We start from the raw sequence: 17,602 nt of genomic DNA on the forward strand, positions 1-17,602 counted from the left end.
CTGACTGCCACTACATCACTAGTTTGGCCGAAGCTCCGGTCAAAACGTAGGCATAATCCGATTGCTTTAGGGCCGCTTGTACCTCATCGTAATTTGTCATTAAATCCGTAATGCTCCGGTGCACCAGCTTCACCGGATATTGCGCCCGTTGTCGCTGCTTTAGATCCAGGAAATGGCACAGCCGCTCGGCCGTCGCCTTATAAACATTGGGGTCTAACAGATCCGTTTCATAGGTAATGGTTAGGTGGGGCACCATGGCCACCATGGCCGCTTCCGCTACCCGTTGCTCATCTAGATGTTTGAGGGTGGCAATCAGTTCGGTGGGGTTAATGGTTTGGACTTTGGGTTGCTGGGCCTTAAGGACGGCAATGCCATGGCGCATAAGGTCTCGACGCTGTAGGTGAATCACCTTATATCCCTGTTTATGGAGCAGTTCCATAAATCGATGGGGCTCAGACATTTGGTGGGTGGCGATTAGGTCGGCGGCCGATAGCTTAAACCCAAAGGCGTAGTCGGGGCAGGCCAATTGGTGATGCTGGATATGGCGCAAGGGAAAAAAGTGGCGGTGCGCTAGTAGCGATTCCACCTTCCAGTTACTGGGCAGGGGACCATGGCGAGCGTCTGCCACTCGCCGCAGTAAATCAATGACTAGTCTTCCTCCACTAAACTCTGTACCAAACAGAACAAAGCGATGGGTTGGTTGGGACATGGCGGACAAGTGACGTGGACCAAACAGTAATCGCACCTGATGGATTAGCCAGGACGATAAGTGGATAGATGGCATAGTCGAACCCCCTGCACCTGAGCGTTTTACCCAGGAGTCCTAAGTATGCCCGTAACTAGAAATAATTTCATTCCTGAAAAGAGTAGGATGAAATATGCCGTCTTACTAAGCCTGAGCTTTTGCCATGGGTCTGCTCCGTACTCCACTTTACGATTTATGTGTTCAAGCGAATGCTCGCATGACTGCCTTTTCGGGCTGGGATATGCCGGTGCAGTTTAGCGGGATTAAACAAGAGCATGGGGCCGTACGTACAGGGGTGGGGATTTTTGATATTTCCCACATGGGCAAGTTTGTCCTGCGGGGGGATAACGTGTTGCGATCGCTGCAGCAACTGGTCCCATCTAACCTGGGCAAACTAGTGCCAGGCAAAGCCCAATATACAGTTCTGCTCAATCCCCAGGGCGGCATTATCGACGACCTCATTGTGTACGACGAAGGCGACAACCAGGTCACCCTAATCGTCAATGCCGCCACCACCGACAAAGACAAAGCCTGGTTGCTAGAACACCTAACCGACGTGGACCTTCAGGACAACTCCCAGGACCAGGGACTTATTGCCGTCCAAGGGCCCAAGGCTGTGGAAACCCTACAGCGGCTAACGGATACTGACCTCAGCGCCATCCCCCGCTACAACCATATCCGTGGCACCGTGCTGGGCCATCCAGCCTTTTTAGCCCGCACTGGCTACACCGGCGAAGATGGCTTTGAAGTAATGGTGGATGCGGCGGCAGCGGCCCCCATTTGGCAGGCCTTGCAAGAACAGGGGGCAGAACCCTGTGGCCTAGGGGCACGGGACACCCTGCGGCTAGAGGCGGCCATGGCCCTCTATGGTCAAGACATTAGTGACGAAACCACCCCCTTAGAAGGGGGGCTGGGCTGGTTGGTGCACCTGGATAAGGTGTCAGAGTTTATCGGCCGCGATGTGCTGGCTAAGCAAAAAGCCGATGGCGTTACCCGGCGTTTGGTCGGGCTGCAGCTAGAAGGACGCAATATTGCCCGCCACGACTACCCCATTGTGCACAACGAAGAAACCGTCGGCATTGTCACCAGCGGCACCCTGTCGCCCACCTTGGGCTATCCGGTGGCCCTGGCCTATGTGCCAGTGGAGATGGCCAAAGTAGGGGCCGTGGTGAATGTGCAAATTCGACAAAAGACAGTGCTTGCCACCGTGGTAAAGAAACCGTTTTATAAGGCTGGCCAGTAGGCCGTCAGGTCTGTGGGGGCACGCTGTGCCCTACAGGGGGTTAAAATCTCTGCCTAAGGCGGGGCAAAACGCAGTCCGTTAGCAATGGGGCTAGCTCAATGGCATAGTCCTGGGCCAGGATAGGGATCCATTGCAGTTCGGCAATTTCGCTAGAGGCGGTGGGGGTGCCCAACAACCCCCCTTGAAAAACTGTTGCCACTAGCTGGGTGTTGGCTTCATTGGCGGCGATGGTAACAAACTCCCCCAAGGGCCGAAAGGTATGGGCATCAATCTCACAGCTTAGTTCTTCCCTGACTTCCCGGTAAATGGCCGCCTCGGCACTTTCGCCAGGTTGGAACTTGCCCCCTGGAAACATAAACTTCTGGGTATTCTTTTTGCGCACCGTGAGCAGTTTTTGTTGCTCAACCACCGCATAGGCAACAACATGGAGTACAGATGGGGCCATTTAAATTTCTTTTAGCGCTGGACGCCCAATTATATAGCGTTGGCCACATTGGCTTTGGATAATGTGCTCAATAGCTACAGCCAACGCCCTTGGGACGTTGGCCATAGTAGATGAAAAAGAGAGTATTGATAGTGGCTAAATAAAAATGTATTTAATGCTGCTGCTTAGGAGAGCTTTGAGCAAAAAAGCAGCCACCCAATAGTGTTTGGGGCAGGGCTAAATTTACTAAAATCTTTACTATTCGTAGAGTCTAAACCCTTTGTGGGTAAAAGCTTACAGAATTTTTAATCATCCCCAGAGGGTAATTCTGAATATGGGATTTGAAGCCAGTGTGTTACATGCGGTGCAATTTCTCGAGTTCCTGAGCTGCCCTTCCATAAATAACCGGTGTCTTGCACCGAGATGGCGCGGTCAGGCACTCGGCAATAAATTCATTGAGCCGTTCTTGGTTAATAAACGGCTGATTGATAGAAATTTGTTGAACTAACATTAGGCAACTTTTGAAGAGCACACCTTCTTGGTTGACTTTAAGCAATTGGGCAAAATTATTGATTGCATTTGACCGTTGCTCATCATCTGCATAGTCATAGCCCCTTAATGCGACCAATTTATCGACGATGCTACTTGCAACTTCTTTGCGCACGATTGCCAATATATTACTTTCCATAGGTCCCAACTAATGTAGATTATGCCTGAAAACAAAATTCGCTAATTCTAAATAGACAGTTCGCTGAGTCTGCAAGGCTCCCTGTCTGTCAAATTTTTAACCGCAGTTGAGGCACTAATGCGGAGGCGTTAATAGATTGAACAACTTATTGAGCGGAATATCACGACAAATTACTGATTGTGATCATAAAAAGCTCTGTATTCCTAATTTATGAACCTAGGAGCCGGTAAGAAACGACTGCACGGGTTCAGTCGGCAAAACTTTTTCAGCCATGTAAATGCCCAGGGCCATGATTTTAATTTTTAACAGGCCCATAGGGGCTGAAGGGGGCCGTTTAACTTATCCCAACAGGCGCGGTAACCAGCCCTGGGCAACCTGGTAAGTCAGTGGGCGATCGCACCCTTGTATAAGCCTACTGATAAAACTTACGCATTTATCCTGAAGACGAATACTACGGCTGTTAGAAACGAATGGGAACTTTGCAATAATAAAACTTGACACATAGATTGTGTGTGTCAGCACCCATTTTTAAACGTCCACCCCGTAAGTATTTCGATGTTAGAAACCCTTCTCTCATTTCTACTTGGTTGGACTAACGGTGGCCAGTGTAGTGCCAACATCAGCTCAGTCAATCAAACCACCGTTGCCAGTATCGCCTCGACGGCCGATGCTGCCAATTTAACTATCCCAGTTACCCATGTTTACACCGTAAGCAAAAATATCGTGGCCTTACGGATCGAAACCGGTGAACTGATACGGGGTAAACAGGTTGCCTACGAAGCCGAGCCTGGGGATAACGTCAAGCGCCACGGTTGGGTATGGCGCCAGGGCAAAGCCCTCGGTCAATTGGTTCCCGACGTTCCCAATACGATTTGGCTGGCCGATCAATATGTGGGGCCAAAGCTCAACACCGACTGTGTGGATAGCTTAAAAGGCTACAAAGTTATTACCAGCGATCGCACCAAGCTGACACCCAAAAATATCTATCGCAAAAGCAATATCCGGGCCATGGCCGAAACGGCCTCCTGGAAGTTTGAATGGCCCATGGTGCACACCCTATATCTAGAACTGCCCGAAGACCTGGTGGTGGGGGAAACCTACAAAATCAACTTTGGCAAAAAGGGAATACAGAATACTACATTTATATATAAGCCAGAGCAAACCCGTAGCGAAGCTGTCCAGATCTCCCACCTGGGATTTGACCCCGATGACCCAGCCAAGGTGGCATTTCTATCGACCTGGATGGGCAATGGCGGTGGGGTGAACTATGAAGAAAACAAACCCTTCTGGCTGATTGATGTGGCCACGGGAGACAAGGTATACGAAGGCCAAACCAAACTGTCCCAATCAAAAGACTATCGCGACTCCCAGGGACGCAACCATAATGAGACCGATGTCTTCATCATGGACTTTAGCGACTTTTCAGTGGCGGGCCAGTACCAAATTTACGTCGATGGCGTAGGCACGTCCTACGAATTTGAAATTGGCGAAAATACCTGGCGCGACGGCTTTTTTGTCTCTGCTCGAGGCATGTACCACCAGCGTAGCGGCATTGCCCTAGAGGCCCCCTACACGAACTACCAGCGGCCAAGATCGTTCCATCCAGAGGATGGCATGGTGGTCCATCAATCCACGGTGCCGCTGATGGAGACGCGCATGGGCTTTCTCTATGGGAATCAGGCCCCCAGTGCCTTTGAATCGTTGGTTAATACCAAAACCGATCAGGAAGTGTCCAATGCTTGGGGCGGATGGATGGATGCCGGAGATTGGGACCGACGCATTCCACACCTGCATGTGAGCCGGTCGTTTCTAGAACTGCTGGAACTCCATCCAGACTATTTTGGTGACCTTAAGCTCAACCTGCCAGAATCCAACAACAACCTGCCCGACATTTTAGATGAAGCCCTATGGGGGTTGGATGTATTTCGCCGTTTACAAACAGAAGCTGGGGGCATCCCCGGGGGGATTGAATCCGCGGAGCATCCCAAAAAGGGCCAGGGCAGTTGGCAAGAATCTCTGGATGTGATGGTGTACGGTCCTGGCATTTGGTCCAGCTATTTCTATGCCAATGTGGCCGCCCGCGCTGCCTACGTATTAGAAAACTACGATAAGGCATTGGCCAAAACCTATCGCGACAGTGCTATTCGAGCCATGGACTGGGCCGAAGCAGAACTAGCCAACGCCACCGAAGAACAGCATGAAATTATTGGCTCCAACCGTAACCTAGCCGCCGCCGAACTCTATCGCCTCACGGGCGACGATAAATGGCATCAGCTATTTCTAAACACCACGGTGTTTCAAAACGCAGATGCCGTGATTTCGTCCCACGGCCACTACGACCAGAGCCACAGTGCATTTGTCTATGGCCGCACCCAACGTCCGGTGAATGAAGCAGTGCGGAAAAACGCCATAGATGCCATTTTACGGGCGGCTAAAAAAGATATGGACAGTATTGAAAGTACTGGCTTTAAGTGGAATGCGGATCCCAAAAGTGCCATTGGCTGGGGCTCTATGACCACCCCCAAAACCCGGGCCCTGTTCCATGCCCACAGTCTGACGGGGGATGAAGCGTACCTCAGGTTTGGCATTTTGGCCACCCAGTTCGCGGCCGGGGCCAACCCAAGCAACATGATGTATACCATCGGTTTGGGGCATCGCAATCCTAAGATGCCGCTCATGGCTGACGTGCGCGTCACCGGGCAAGAACCGCCGCCGGGAATTACCGTCTATGGCCCCATGGATGTTCAAAATCCCAATGGCCATGCGGGCAACTGGGAAGAGGCGATTAAAAAATTTGCCCCGGAAATGAACCCTAGCCCCTGGGAATGGCCCACGTCTGAAGCTTATTTTGACTCGTACTACTATGTGCCGGTGACTGAATTTACCGTACACCAGTCCATTGGACCCACCGCCTACAGCTGGGGCTATATTGCGGCCAACGACCAAAATGAATAACCCCAGCCATGGGGTATGCCAAATCTGATGAGCCATTAATATACGCCATGGTGTGCGTTGCCATAACAACCTTGTAGGCCGAGAAAACAATGGAAAAAAACGACTTTATCGGCTGTTGGGCAAACATTTCACCCTTCTTGGTAATTTGAGCGGTTTTTCTCTCTAACCCAGGGGATATAACAATCAAAAAACATTGTTAATTTTTGATTTTTGTCCTGATGATGGCAGGATTGTACCAGTATTGAAAAGCGTCATCATCTGGTTTTAATCGAACAACAAAGTCGATACCTTAAAGCTATCTAGCTTTAGACCCTGATCATCGTTCCATAGACTAAGGTGGCAACACTCTCCTTAATTTGTCCCAAGAGAGTAAAGTCTTCTGACCCGTTGATAGCCTAGCCGTAATGGACGTCTATGATGACTTTTTCCCCCTGTGTGTGATCCTGAGGTACAACCATGTTGAAATCAACGTTCTTGAAATTAGCGGGTGTAGCATTGCCCCTAGTTTTAGCCGCCGCCGCCCAGGCCGGTGAAATGAAGCTGGCCTTAGGATTTGCCTCGACTCAACTTAGTGGAGAAACCGTGGGCTCCTATGGCTTAGCCAATATTGCGAGCCGTGACAGCAACGGTGAATTTTGCTTGGGCTACGCCGATCGCACCCCCGACTATATCGTCACCCTAGAGCAAGACTTTAATCAGTTAACCATGGCTGTGGACAGTGGTGGCGCCGATACCACCATCCTGGTGCAGGGACCGGGCATGATTCATTGCAATGATAATGCCACCCGCCAAAGCCGTGATGCCGAAGTCCGTGGACCCTTTTCCAAGGGCACCTACCAGGTGTGGGTCGGTTCGTTTGACCAGGCAGGTCGCCACCGCTATAACTTGACCATTGCCGAATAGGCCTTGGTTAGCCGTTGAGCATCGGCCTGGAGGAAATATCAGCTCTAGGTCTTGATAAACAGCGCCCTATATACCGGTTTCCCCTGGTCTAGGGTGACCCGTTCGCGGTCGGTCATCGCCGGTAGGGGGTTGTCCGCTAGCCAGGGCCCGTTTATGCCGGGGGGTGAGGGATGGGGAGGCTCAAAGGAGCGCTGAAAATGTGGATTTTCGGCAAAGGTTAGCACCATGTCTTCAGCTAGGGTTTCCACATCTGACTGTAGCCACACCCAGGCCCCTGGCAACATAAACTCGGCCAGGTCCGCCACGAGCTGGGGCTGCACCACCCGTCGTTTTTGATGGCGTTTTTTAAACCAAGGATCGGGAAATTGAATACTGACCCGCTGGGGGGGCTGAGGCAGGCTTGTAAGTAAGGGCTGCAGTGAGTTGTTAGCGTTGCAGAACAGCATATGCAGGTTATTTAACCCCAGCTGATCCAGGTGTTTTAAGGACTGTTCCACCAGCGGCTCTCGAATTTCTAGACCGAGGAAATTCCAGTCTGGACACAGCTGGGCCATATCTCGAATGAAATAGCCCTTGGCACAGCCGATGTCGATGTGAAGGGGCTGGGTGGGGTGGGCAAATATATCCGACCAGGCCGGTGGGGTCACTGGCTTGCTGTATCGGATATTAAGGGGATTAACGTGTTGGCGCACACGGGACATGGTGAAACAGAGTTAGGGTTGGCAAACCCCGTAGGTATGGGGCTAGGCTAGACGAGAGTGCCCAACGACTACCTACTTTATCAACTCCTATGGCCATTCTGGCGCGTTTTGCGGTGGTGAGCGATCTGCACATTGCCTTACCCCATACCATATGGGATTCTCCTTCCCGTTTTCACCTAGTTGAGGTGAGCATTCCAGCATTGGAGCAAATTTTGGATCACCTGGAACAGGTGGGCATTGATTTTTTGCTGCTGCCGGGGGATTTGGTGCAGCATGGGGAACGGGAAAACCATGAGTGGTTGATTCAGCGTCTGGGACAGTTGCCATTTCCGGTCTATGTGGTGCCGGGAAACCATGATGTGGTGAGGCGAGATGGTTGCGATCGCACCGTTTCCATCGACGAATTTGTCCACTTATATCAGGCCTTTGGCTACACCAACCCCCAGCAGCCCTACTACCACCACCAGCTAAAGCCGGGGCTGCATCTCATTGGCCTCAACTCCAACGGGTTTGACCCCAATGGTGAGCCCCTGTACACCGGCTGCCTAGACCCAGCCCAGCTAGAGTGGCTCGACGACCAGCTAGCTGGGCTAAGGGATCAGCTAACCTTGGTGATGCTGCATCACAATGCCCTAGAACACCTGCCCCGCCAGTCTGGCAGCCGCATGGGGCAGCGCTACATGGTCAACAACGCCCCCGAACTCACCCGGCGACTACAGGCCGCGAATGTGCCCCTAATGTTTACCGGGCACCTGCATGTGCAAGATGTGGCCCAGGCCGATGGGCTCTACGAAATTACCACCGGGTCATTGGTCAGCTACCCGCACCCCTATCGTCTTTGCGAACTCACCACCCATGGCAGCGATTATCGGTTAGACATCACCTCCCAACGGATTGAAGCCGTGCCCGACTGGCCCACATTACAAGCCACCTCCCAAAAATGGATGGGGGATCGATCCTTTCCCTTTATGATGAAGCTGCTCACCAGCCGCCCCCTACATCTAGAGCCCACCGAAGCAGAGCAGTATGCCCACATACTTCGTAACTTCTGGGCCGGCATTGCCGGCGGCGATGCCCTATTCGATTTTCCAGAACTTCCCCCCCAGGTACAGCGCTATATCCAAACATTTAGCGCTACCACCCCTGACGGCACTCCCCAATGCATCGATAACAACACCAGCCTGTGGCTGCAGACCGCGGTGGGGGATGAATATGTCCCAAAAAAGTGAAACCCCGACCGCGCAGGATCGGGGAATATTGCCAAGTTAGCTGTGATTGTTTAATGCACCAAGCATTTTTAAGCCATCTCTAAGTTAGCAGGGGAAACCATCAAATGACATGGCGATGCAATCAAAAAAAATGATTGGAACGAATCGTCGTAGATAGACGCTCTTTAAAGTCAGGTTTTGCCAATAATCCTAAAAATGGGGTTGACAAAGCTAACCAAAACTAACCCATGGAGACTGCTGACCATGCGCATCAATGCCATTCACCATATCGCCATCATTTGCTCGGACTACGGGCGTTCTAAACACTTTTACAGTGAAATTCTAGGGGCCAAGATCATCTGCGAAACCTGGCGTGAGCAGCGCCGTTCCTACAAGCTGGATCTGCACATAGGCAATGCCCAAATTGAGCTATTTTCCTTTCCCAATCCGCCCCAGCGCCCGACTCGTCCAGAAGCTTGCGGGTTACGTCATTTAGCCCTGGCTGTGGACAATTTAACCGAGTGCATTGACCACCTACAGCACCATGAAATTAGCGTTGAACCCGTACGCGTCGATGAACTAACGGGCAAACGGTTTACATTTTTTCAGGACCCCGATGGTCTGCCCCTAGAACTGTACGAACAGTAATATTTTGACCAGGCCGAGCAGGCGAAATTGACCATTTTCAGACACCGAGATCACTCGATATCGGCAATTGCCACAATTTATTTGTCGTGGCGACTTAACCGAAACAACCATATCAAAAGGATTTGTTGTCATATAACAGAAAACCTGTGACATGAAACTTAAAAATATGTGATTTCACGCACGTTCCTAAAGACTTAGGCGGAGTACAGTTAGGACATATGAAAAAACCTTATTTCTAAACCGCCTATAAGGGGTGGATTATGCTAGGCAACGCCGCTTAAAGGCACAAGCTTTTACTATGGCAACGGGGTGACGAAGATACTCTTCGTCACCCCGTTGCTGTTATAGGGTTGCCCTAGGTGCTCGTCTTGAAGCGCCCGCTGACCAATTAATGTGGCGTTAAGTGCTCGTCTTGCAGCGCCCGCTGCCCGGACTTGTTGGTCATTAGCTACTCGTCTTAAAGCGCCCGCTGACCAGTTAATGTTGGCGTTAAGTGCTCGTCTTAAAGCGCCCGCTGCCCGGACTTGTTGGTCACATTAGCTACTCGTCTTAAAGCGACGTTTACGACGACGGGCAATTGCTTTGCGTTTAGCTTTTTCAATAGGAGTTTCAAAATAACGTTTCTTCTTGATATCTGAAAAGATATCGGCCCTTGATACCTGTCGTTTAAAGCGACGTAGCGCTGACTCGATCCCCTCATTTTCACCAATAATGACCTGGGCCATTGAACCTAACACTCCTTGATTCATCAATAAATTTCAGCGGTTTGCAAGTCGTCTACGAAAAGCAGATCCACGGTTCTCACTTCCAGATTTAAGAGTTCCATAACAACTTACGGAAACTAGGCCCAGGGCAGCCCAATGCACCACTGACCTAATCTGTTCCGATTATGATCTTTGCTCTAACCAAATTTTAAACTTGCATACTATCCAAAAAATGTTCGAAGACGACGTTTCAAACAGCCTTGAGTATAAATATATTTCAACGGCTGCAACAAAATAAAGTTAGTAAAGTAACCGAAATAATTGTAGGGGTGAGTACTTTAGGTAACAGTTATTAAATAACTACTTGACAAGGAGAGGCTGGAGATAATCATTATCTCCAGCCTCTCCTTGTTGTTAAATTATTATCGACGGGTGAGAGTTATTCGTCGGTTTCGTCGTTGGCTTCAGCCTCTACTTCTGAGCGTAGTTCTTCGGCCTGAGTGGCATAGGTCTGGGCCTGTTCGGTATTATTCTGCGCCTGGTGTACTTCGGCCAATAAATTCAGAAATTCAAATTCGGCCCCACGGTCGCCAATGGTTTGGGATAGCTCTAACGCTTGCTCGAAATGTCCTTGGGCCACGGGATAGTCTGCTAATTGAAAATGGGCAAATCCTAACCCCGATAGCCCCCAGCGTTGGAATAGGGGTTGGTTACGATCTTTAGACAGGTCTAATAGCTCATTAAACGATGCGATCGCAGCCTGATATTGTTCACTATCCAAATAGGCCGAACCAAGCCACAGCAACGACTGCAGTTCAGCCCCTAGGGCCTCCACGTCGCGGCTCAGGTCCAGGCGTTGCTGATAAAACTTAATCGCCGTATCCACGTCATCCTGGTCGTAATGAGCCAGGGCCAAGGTATATAGCGCCGTAAACTGAACATCGACCACCCCCAGGTCTTCGGCTAGCTTGAGCGCTTCCGTTTGCAGCTCAATCGCCTTATCTAGGTTCGACAGATGATAGTGGGCAATGCCTTGATGATTTAGGGCAAAGGCACGGCCCCGGTCATTTTCTAGCTGGGTGGCAATATTGAGCGCATCTTCCGCCGCCGTCAGTGCCGTTTCATGCTCATCCAGGGCCAACAGGGAAGAGCTAGCCACATTCAGGGAACTGAGCAGGATGTCCCCGTCTCGTTCTTGCTGGGCTAGGGGAATCGCCTGCTGGGCCGCCTCTAAGGCGAGGGGGTATTGGTCCACAGCGGCAAAGGTGGTGGCCAAAATGTGTAGGGAGTTTAGCTTGCCCGAATCGAATTCAATGCTTTCCGCCAGCTGCAGGGCCTCTTGGCCGTAGGTAACCGCCTCCGATAAGTTGCCTAACCCCTGGGCCGCTCGCGCTTGGACATTGAGGGCCACCACCGCTGACTGCGGATCGTCCACCCCCTCTAGGGCGGTGGTGGCCTGCTGGCCATAGTCTGCGGCCGAATTATAATCGGCTTGATTGACGGTGATCACCGACAGCATCGTGAGGGTAAAGGCCTCCTGGGGTTGGTTTTCATTGTCACGGGCCGCCGTCAGTGCCTGTTCTAATGTGGTTTTAGCCGCCGCCAGGTCTCGATTTTCATATTGACTTAGGCCCGTCAATATCAGCTGATCCACGGCGTCTAGGGATTCTTCTCCCACCTGTTCACCAGATGGCTCAGACTCCGTGTTTTCTGCTGCAGGAACAACTTCTGGCGCGGTGGTTTCTGCGGCATCGTCAGCCTCCGGCTCTATCGTTTCTGCCTCTGCCTGGGCCAACACACTCGGCACATTGGCCCACACCAGCTGGCCTGATGAGATGAGTAAAAATGAGACAGTTCCAAGGGTGAGCAGACGAAGCAGCATAGGATAGAGCAAAAGAATTTTATTTACACTAACAACAAATATTAAATCCGTCGTCCTGCAGTAGGCGGAAATCTAAGGTGGTCGTTTCTAATTAGACTTGGGGCGCGTTAACGCTAAAAATTGGGATTCGTTTAGCCGAGCCACCGCACTACGGTTTCTTTGAGCTGTTCTAGGTCTCTGTAGAACTCTTGTTTTACAAACTGGCCGATGGCATCAAATGCGGTAAAGGATGAGCCGGGCTGCCACCGGACATCTTGAGCGATGGGGGTGGTGTGGGTGCCTTTGAGGATTTGGATGGCGGTGTGCTGCGGAAAGCGCTGGTGGAGCACATCGCTGAGGTTGTAGGTTTGGTCGATGGTGTCTTTTCGAAATTTGATCAGCAGATTGCGCCCTACGGTGTAGCGATCGCGGACTAAATCTAATGTTTGTATGGGGCTGGGGGTAAACTCTACGTCAAAATCGGGGGCGAACTGAACAAACTGTTCTAGCAGGGGAATGGATTTGCGGGCGGGGTAGTTATTAAATGAGATGAGGATATTGCCGACCCGGTCTACGCGGTACAGGCTGGCGATGAGCAAGTGGACTTTGCACCCCATGCTGTGGCCCATGCCATAGATGGGAAAGTGGCGGTCGCCGATGACCTGGCGCCGCAGGTATATCATGGCATGGTCGAAGGTGGTGAGCACTTCGGTTGCGATCGCGCCGTGGTCAAACGTATTGATAAAGGGCGTCGCCACAATGATGTAGCCATGGTGGTAGAGGTTTTCCAACAGCCAACCATAGGTGACACTGGGGGCCGCCGCCACAAAGGCCCCCCCCAGAAAATGAATAATTCCCACTGGATTGGGCGGTACTAATAGCCAATTGCCCGCCACCTCTTGCCAGTTCATAATTCAGCCGTCCTCTACATCCTGACTTATCGTAGATGAATTTAGCAGCTCCCATGATTCGGTCTTCTCCCCTTGGCAGTCACTCGGCAACCCTAAGCTGGCTAGAGCGCATCGATGAGGTCACACTGGTACGTCCTTGGGACTATATTCTGCAATCTTTCTAAAAATGCGTTGCTCCACCTGGAGTTGCTATGTTATGCTTATAAGCCGTTGAGGACGTATAGCTCAGTTGGTTAGAGCGCATCGTTGACATCGATGAGGTCACTGGTTCGAATCCAGTTACGTCCATTTAATTGGAATTAGTGACACGTTATTGTCGTCGGGGACTAATTAGTGTCATCGAAACTAATTGTTGTCGTCCAAGACTATTCACGTATTGTTGTGGTCGAAAGTAAAGCTTTCAAAATAGCTTACAGATTATAGTCAATGCATAACTACAGGCTAACACAACTCTATTATGAGCTCCAAAGTCTTAATGAATATGTTTCTACGTTTTTGGCTGTGCCCACAACGTGAGTTTAAAGAATCACGACTCTTCAAGGCCACCATAAATCTCTTTAAAAGCTTCTTCCATTTTTATATCTAAGGCACGGTCACTATACCTGGCAAAAATCTTGTCAGAACGGATGCGGACAGCTCGCTTAGCCAACAACGGATTCATGCCAGCTGCTACGAGTGAGGTAGCAAAGGTATGTCTCATGCGGTGGGGATGGATGTCGTCTAACTCACTGGCTTTAGCCAAATCCTTAACCAGGTCATAGATGCCACTGTAGCCCAGACGTTTCCCCCGACTGTTATTAGACAAACTGATAAATAAGGGAGTTTCCTTGCTAGCGGTAAACCCATTGCGTATTAACCATCCCAAATAGCTATCTAAGGCGGAGATCGCGGCTGGTTTCAGAGGGACCAGGCCATCACTGCCCCACTTTGCTTCACGTACCTTCAATCGCCGTCCATCATAGTCGCTGATATCCAGACCACAGACCTCTCTAGCCCTTAACCCATGGCTAAGTACCTGGAGAATTGCCCGGTCTCGCACTTCGGAATCTCCCCGATAGACCAGGGACTCAAATAGTCGATTAACCTGAGTTTCAGCTAAATCCCGAGGGGGTTTAGCAGGTTCTTTGAGAAATTCAATGGTGAGGGTGGGATTACGGGTGATATAGTCCTTGACGGTGAGCCACTTAAAAAAACTCTTTAAGGTGGCCAGGGCCTGATTAATTGTCGTTGGAGAGAGTGTCCCCCCGCGCTTACTGGGGCGGCTTTTCAGGTGCTGCTTGTAGCGGTCAATGTCTCGGTGGGTGATGTTATGCCAATCGCTGTTCTGGGTCCAGGTGTAGAAGAGCTTCAGCTGCCGTTCATAGGCTTTGAGGGTACTGGAGGATAGTTCACGGGATCGCAAAAACTCTACTACCCGCTGCCAACCCAAATCTTCGACTAATCGCCCTGGGTTGGTCGCTGTTTGCTCAAATTCAATAAAGGTGGGCTCAGGGATATCACGAGTCATACAGATCTCCCCTTATTTGAGGTAACCCATGAAGCAGAAGCCCCAATCTATGTACCACTCTTTTCCTAGCGCAGATTCTACCCAAAATAATTCCATTTTTATTGACTACCCAAAAACTTACGCAAACGATTCCTACTTGAAAAGGTGACTGCTTTGGATGTTCTGAAACTCAATAAATGCATAGGCTTAATCGCTTTATCGTAATCCGATTTACTAACAATACGGGAGTAAATCCCACTCAGCAGGCGCATTGATCGTTGTCAACGATGCGCTCTCTTTCAACCCGCCAATTATATCCACATATTAAAATCGTTCAATTTCAACCCACCCTGGCCAGGGTATGGTTTTGCGACCTCGGCTAAAGTATCTCTGTTGCATTGGGTTACGGTCTTTCAACCCACCCTGGCCAGGGTATGGTTTTGCGACGGCTAAGCAAACCAATAGAAGGAGCCCCAACAGATCTTTCAACCCACCCTGGCCAGGGTATGGTTTTGCGACGAAAGGCATTGCTGTTCTCCAGTTAGAACGAATTCTTTCAACCCACCCTGGCCAGGGTATGGTTTTGCGACGGATTAGGTCGTAGCTTTCCTCAATTTGATCATCTCTTTCAACCCACCCTGGCCAGGGTAAGGTTTTGCGACCTGGGCGTTCAACTGCAGGTGCAATATCCTTCTGTCCACTTTCAACCCACCCTGGCCAGGGTAAGGTTTTGCGACGTGTAGGTTGTTGCGCCGCCTGCGCTGGTCACTTCCTTTCAACCCACCCTGGCCAGGGTAAGGTTTTGCGACATGTATTACGAATATCTCTTTGATAAGAGTGATGACTTTCAACCCACCCTGGCCAGGGTAAGGTTTTGCGACACCTAGAGTATGCCTCATTGCGGGCGACCTGGGTGCTTTCAACCCACCCTGGCCAGGGTAAGGTTTTGCGACGCTTTGTCGGTTGCAGGGTAGTCGGTTAGCTTCACTTTCAACCCACCCTGGCCAGGGTAAGGTTTTGCGACCCCACGCATTTGAAAGCCTTTTGTAATAAGCATTACAGACTATGTTTGCGCGGATCGGTTGTGCCGTCCTGGATTTTGTTCGTAAGTCCATTTGCTCGAATATGGCAAGAATCATAAACCCCTATAAATAAAGGGTTTCATGCTTGCGCGAATCGTCGCTAGGATATGTCACTTTCAGATACGCTGAAAGTAAGAATGGGGGCGGGTTCCCCCTTGATCGGAGGTGATTCAGTAGCCACTACAGCAGTATATCCGCGCCCTTGTTGCTGGGAGCGCACCTACGTCATAATAGGAAAGCAATGTTCTATCAGACTTAATCTCTTCTAAGAAGCCTAAGCTTCTTATCCGACAGCATCAGGGTGAGCAGCTACTAGGGTCAGAAAGCAAAACTGCCTTCTGGCAGTCAAACTAACCCTTATTTAACACGACTCAGAGGCAGAGCATGAGTCGCGGCGCTATTAGAGATTCAGTTTTCAAAGTACAAGAATTGTTAGAGCAATTATAAGGCTTTATGGTTCTAATGTACTATATTTCTCGATTCGTAAGCATTAATCGCAACGGATTTAGCTTTTGCTTGGGAAGTCCCTGATAGTGGTTGTTTAGATTTTTCTATTGCAAGGTTCTCCTGGCTAGCTTTGCTGGTGATTTGGTCCAGCAGTCTGCCATAGCTCCATTTGTGGATATTTTTCTTGTATTGTTTGGTATAGCGCTTTTGGGCTTCTACATATCCTGGAATTTTTTGCTCAGCTCTAGCATCAATTTCTGTTTGTAAAATGTCTCGAATGTTGTCTAGTGATGGAATGGCAATGCTGCCCGCATCGTATTGTTTAGCCGTCTTAACCACAGCTTTTGCCAGCCATCGGTCTATATGCTGTCCTAAGTTAGATGTTCCAAACTGGTTCCCTTTGCCTTGACATTGGGCTTTATGGCGTTGATGGGATTGCTTTTGTTGCTCTCGTCGTTGCTTGAGAAAGAGGGGATAGTCTTTAGCTAATAGCTGTCGAAGACTTCGATAAACTAAGATTTCCTGTGTATCGGATTTCCAAATAGCCAGGGTTAAGGGTGAATCCCAGCCTAAGCTGAGACCGACAATGATTTGAGATTGTCCTTGATAGCGGGGCTGACTGGGACGGTCAAAAGAACTTTCTAGCCTTTCTAAAGTTGAAGTAAGTCGTCGGGCATAGGCTACTTGAGTCTTTGAGAGGCTGTCTTTTTCATTGAGACGGGTGAGGATTTTAGCGGTATCGGCTGCTTTTTCCTGGCGGACCTCTTCTGTGCCTTCTGCGCTCCAGAGGCGTTTATCAACGGTACATGAAAGGGTTAGACAGTGGTTATCCCAGGGATGGCCCTTAGTATCTATTTCTTGCCAGGAAATACGAGCAGAACGAAGGGTAAAAAGCGCACTGGAGTGTTTATTTTTGCTAGTGCGTTTGGTTTGTTGATCTTCTAGAAAGCGCTTGAACCAGGGGAGTTGTCGCTGATCACAGTAAATCTGGAAGGTATGTTCTCTGAGACCATTAAAATGAACGCAAAGGCGACCTTTAGAATTTAAGGACCATGAGAGATCCTCATTAGTTTCAAACAGAATTGGAAAGGGTATAGTGCGGGGTTTGGTTAGAAGGCGACTTTGCCAGCGTTTATGCTCTTGGTTATCCTTTGGCACCGTAGAAGTCGCGGTCAAAAGGGTTGATAGCCACGCTTGACTAGTTAAATCTCGTCCTTTGGGGATTCTTGCTTCAAGTTGTTCTTGAATACGTTTGACTTGTAATTCTGATTTACGCCGCCGTTGAGCAAACTTTTGTGGGTCTTCGGGTTGCTTGGGAATTTTACAATTGTTTTTGAGCAAGTATGAGATCGCACATTGAGTCAACGGCTGTTTAGCTGATCGATATCGCTTAAACAAACGACTTCTGATAAATGACTTCTGGCTAGAGCTTGGAACTTCATCTATTTGGCTAGCTTCGTATTTTTGTTTAGTATCCTTAAGAATTTGAGTTGCCTTTTTCTTGATCTTTTCTAGCGGTTGGCTATGCTAAGTGACGTCCACTTCGGCACCTGTGATGTCCACTTCGGCACCCCCTACTCAGAGTCTAAGTAATTG

14 protein-coding genes, 1 tRNA gene and 1 CRISPR repeat array are annotated in these 17,602 nt (G+C 49.9%); of the genes, 6 read left to right on the forward strand and 9 right to left on the reverse strand.

From position 1 onward, the window contains the following. Positions 1-10: 10 nt before the first annotated feature. A complete protein-coding gene (locus IXB28_RS15070; protein ID WP_215619427.1) occupies positions 11-784 on the reverse strand; it encodes a hypothetical protein in 774 nt (257 codons plus the stop codon). A 124-nt stretch (positions 785-908) separates the two neighbouring features. On the opposite strand from IXB28_RS15070, the gene gcvT reads away from it, so the two are divergent. Continuing rightward, positions 909-1,988 carry a glycine cleavage system aminomethyltransferase GcvT gene (gene gcvT / locus IXB28_RS15075; RefSeq protein WP_215619428.1) on the forward strand — a complete coding sequence of 360 codons (1,080 nt, stop codon included), beginning with the start codon at positions 909-911 and terminating at the stop codon, positions 1,986-1,988. Between the two features lie 40 nt (positions 1,989-2,028). Here the strand turns inward: gcvT and IXB28_RS15080 are convergent, their stop codons facing one another. Together IXB28_RS15080 and IXB28_RS15085 are read right to left on the reverse strand one after the other, a co-directional pair. Further along, positions 2,029-2,433, reverse strand: coding sequence for an NUDIX hydrolase (locus IXB28_RS15080; RefSeq protein ID WP_215619429.1), 405 nt, complete (start codon positions 2,431-2,433; stop codon positions 2,029-2,031). A gap of 334 nt (positions 2,434-2,767) precedes the next feature. Further along, entirely contained in the window at positions 2,768-3,100 is a 333-nt protein-coding gene (locus tag IXB28_RS15085; RefSeq protein ID WP_215619430.1) for a hypothetical protein, read from the reverse strand. 555 nt (positions 3,101-3,655) lie between these two features. Between IXB28_RS15085 and IXB28_RS15090 the strand changes: the two genes are divergently transcribed. Together IXB28_RS15090 and IXB28_RS15095 are read left to right on the forward strand one after the other, a co-directional pair. Next, positions 3,656-6,055, forward strand: a complete 2,400-nt coding sequence (locus IXB28_RS15090; protein ID WP_215619431.1) for a glycoside hydrolase family 9 protein — start codon at positions 3,656-3,658, stop codon at positions 6,053-6,055. 456 nt (positions 6,056-6,511) lie between these two features. Continuing rightward, positions 6,512-6,958: a hypothetical protein gene (locus IXB28_RS15095; RefSeq protein WP_215619432.1), complete on the forward strand. Its 447-nt coding sequence runs from the start codon at positions 6,512-6,514 to the stop codon at positions 6,956-6,958. Between the two features lie 44 nt (positions 6,959-7,002). Here the strand turns inward: IXB28_RS15095 and trmB are convergent, their stop codons facing one another. After that, positions 7,003-7,659: a tRNA (guanosine(46)-N7)-methyltransferase TrmB gene (gene trmB, locus IXB28_RS15100; RefSeq protein WP_215619433.1), complete on the reverse strand. Its 657-nt coding sequence runs from the start codon at positions 7,657-7,659 to the stop codon at positions 7,003-7,005. Positions 7,660-7,748: 89 nt separating this feature from the next. Between trmB and IXB28_RS15105 the strand changes: the two genes are divergently transcribed. Together IXB28_RS15105 and gloA2 are read left to right on the forward strand one after the other, a co-directional pair. After that, the gene (locus IXB28_RS15105; protein ID WP_215619434.1) at positions 7,749-8,888 is read left to right on the forward strand and encodes a metallophosphoesterase family protein; all 1,140 of its coding nucleotides are present in this window, start codon (positions 7,749-7,751) and stop codon (positions 8,886-8,888) included. Positions 8,889-9,131: 243 nt separating this feature from the next. Then, positions 9,132-9,515 carry an SMU1112c/YaeR family gloxylase I-like metalloprotein gene (gloA2, locus tag IXB28_RS15110; RefSeq protein ID WP_215619435.1) on the forward strand — a complete coding sequence of 128 codons (384 nt, stop codon included), beginning with the start codon at positions 9,132-9,134 and terminating at the stop codon, positions 9,513-9,515. A 536-nt stretch (positions 9,516-10,051) separates the two neighbouring features. Here gloA2 and rpsU read toward each other — a convergent pair. From rpsU to IXB28_RS15125, 3 genes are all read right to left on the reverse strand, one after another. Then, positions 10,052-10,240: a 30S ribosomal protein S21 gene (gene rpsU / locus IXB28_RS15115; protein ID WP_215619436.1), complete on the reverse strand. Its 189-nt coding sequence runs from the start codon at positions 10,238-10,240 to the stop codon at positions 10,052-10,054. A 418-nt stretch (positions 10,241-10,658) separates the two neighbouring features. Continuing rightward, entirely contained in the window at positions 10,659-12,101 is a 1,443-nt protein-coding gene (locus IXB28_RS15120; protein ID WP_215619437.1) for a tetratricopeptide repeat protein, read from the reverse strand. Between the two features lie 131 nt (positions 12,102-12,232). Further along, positions 12,233-12,991, reverse strand: a complete 759-nt coding sequence (locus tag IXB28_RS15125) for a DUF1350 family protein (protein ID WP_215619438.1) — start codon at positions 12,989-12,991, stop codon at positions 12,233-12,235. Between the two features lie 214 nt (positions 12,992-13,205). Between IXB28_RS15125 and IXB28_RS15130 the strand changes: the two genes are divergently transcribed. Beyond that, positions 13,206-13,279, forward strand: a tRNA-Val gene (locus IXB28_RS15130). Positions 13,280-13,517: 238 nt separating this feature from the next. Here IXB28_RS15130 and IXB28_RS15135 read toward each other — a convergent pair. Further along, positions 13,518-14,498 carry a tyrosine-type recombinase/integrase gene (locus IXB28_RS15135; RefSeq protein ID WP_215619439.1) on the reverse strand — a complete coding sequence of 327 codons (981 nt, stop codon included), beginning with the start codon at positions 14,496-14,498 and terminating at the stop codon, positions 13,518-13,520. Between the two features lie 316 nt (positions 14,499-14,814). Beyond that, positions 14,815-15,501: direct repeats of the CRISPR family, unit length 37 nt; unit sequence CTTTCAACCCACCCTGGCCAGGGTAAGGTTTTGCGAC. A 517-nt stretch (positions 15,502-16,018) separates the two neighbouring features. After that, positions 16,019-17,512 carry a type V CRISPR-associated protein Cas12k gene (gene cas12k, locus IXB28_RS15140; RefSeq protein ID WP_326521068.1) on the reverse strand — a complete coding sequence of 498 codons (1,494 nt, stop codon included), beginning with the start codon at positions 17,510-17,512 and terminating at the stop codon, positions 16,019-16,021. Positions 17,513-17,602 lie beyond the last annotated feature (90 nt).

The organism is Leptothoe kymatousa TAU-MAC 1615 (assembly GCF_018739865.1).
Classification (GTDB): domain Bacteria; phylum Cyanobacteriota; class Cyanobacteriia; order Phormidesmidales; family Phormidesmidaceae; genus Leptothoe; species Leptothoe kymatousa.

Excerpts from the sequence above, each read along its gene's own strand:
- gcvT (WP_215619428.1), top strand. The coding sequence starts at position 909 with ATGGGTCTGCTCCGTACTCCACTTTACGATTTATGTGTTCAAGCGAAT.
- trmB (WP_215619433.1), bottom strand. The coding sequence starts at position 7,659 with ATGTCCCGTGTGCGCCAACACGTTAATCCCCTTAATATCCGATACAGC.
- IXB28_RS15125 (WP_215619438.1), bottom strand. The coding sequence starts at position 12,991 with ATGAACTGGCAAGAGGTGGCGGGCAATTGGCTATTAGTACCGCCCAAT.
- IXB28_RS15120 (WP_215619437.1), bottom strand. The coding sequence starts at position 12,101 with ATGCTGCTTCGTCTGCTCACCCTTGGAACTGTCTCATTTTTACTCATC.
- IXB28_RS15080 (WP_215619429.1), bottom strand. The coding sequence starts at position 2,433 with ATGGCCCCATCTGTACTCCATGTTGTTGCCTATGCGGTGGTTGAGCAA.
- IXB28_RS15090 (WP_215619431.1), top strand. The coding sequence starts at position 3,656 with ATGTTAGAAACCCTTCTCTCATTTCTACTTGGTTGGACTAACGGTGGC.
- IXB28_RS15070 (WP_215619427.1), bottom strand. The coding sequence starts at position 784 with ATGCCATCTATCCACTTATCGTCCTGGCTAATCCATCAGGTGCGATTA.
- IXB28_RS15135 (WP_215619439.1), bottom strand. The coding sequence starts at position 14,498 with ATGACTCGTGATATCCCTGAGCCCACCTTTATTGAATTTGAGCAAACA.
- IXB28_RS15095 (WP_215619432.1), top strand. The coding sequence starts at position 6,512 with ATGTTGAAATCAACGTTCTTGAAATTAGCGGGTGTAGCATTGCCCCTA.
- IXB28_RS15085 (WP_215619430.1), bottom strand. The coding sequence starts at position 3,100 with ATGGAAAGTAATATATTGGCAATCGTGCGCAAAGAAGTTGCAAGTAGC.
- rpsU (WP_215619436.1), bottom strand. The coding sequence starts at position 10,240 with ATGGCCCAGGTCATTATTGGTGAAAATGAGGGGATCGAGTCAGCGCTA.
- gloA2 (WP_215619435.1), top strand. The coding sequence starts at position 9,132 with ATGCGCATCAATGCCATTCACCATATCGCCATCATTTGCTCGGACTAC.
- IXB28_RS15105 (WP_215619434.1), top strand. The coding sequence starts at position 7,749 with ATGGCCATTCTGGCGCGTTTTGCGGTGGTGAGCGATCTGCACATTGCC.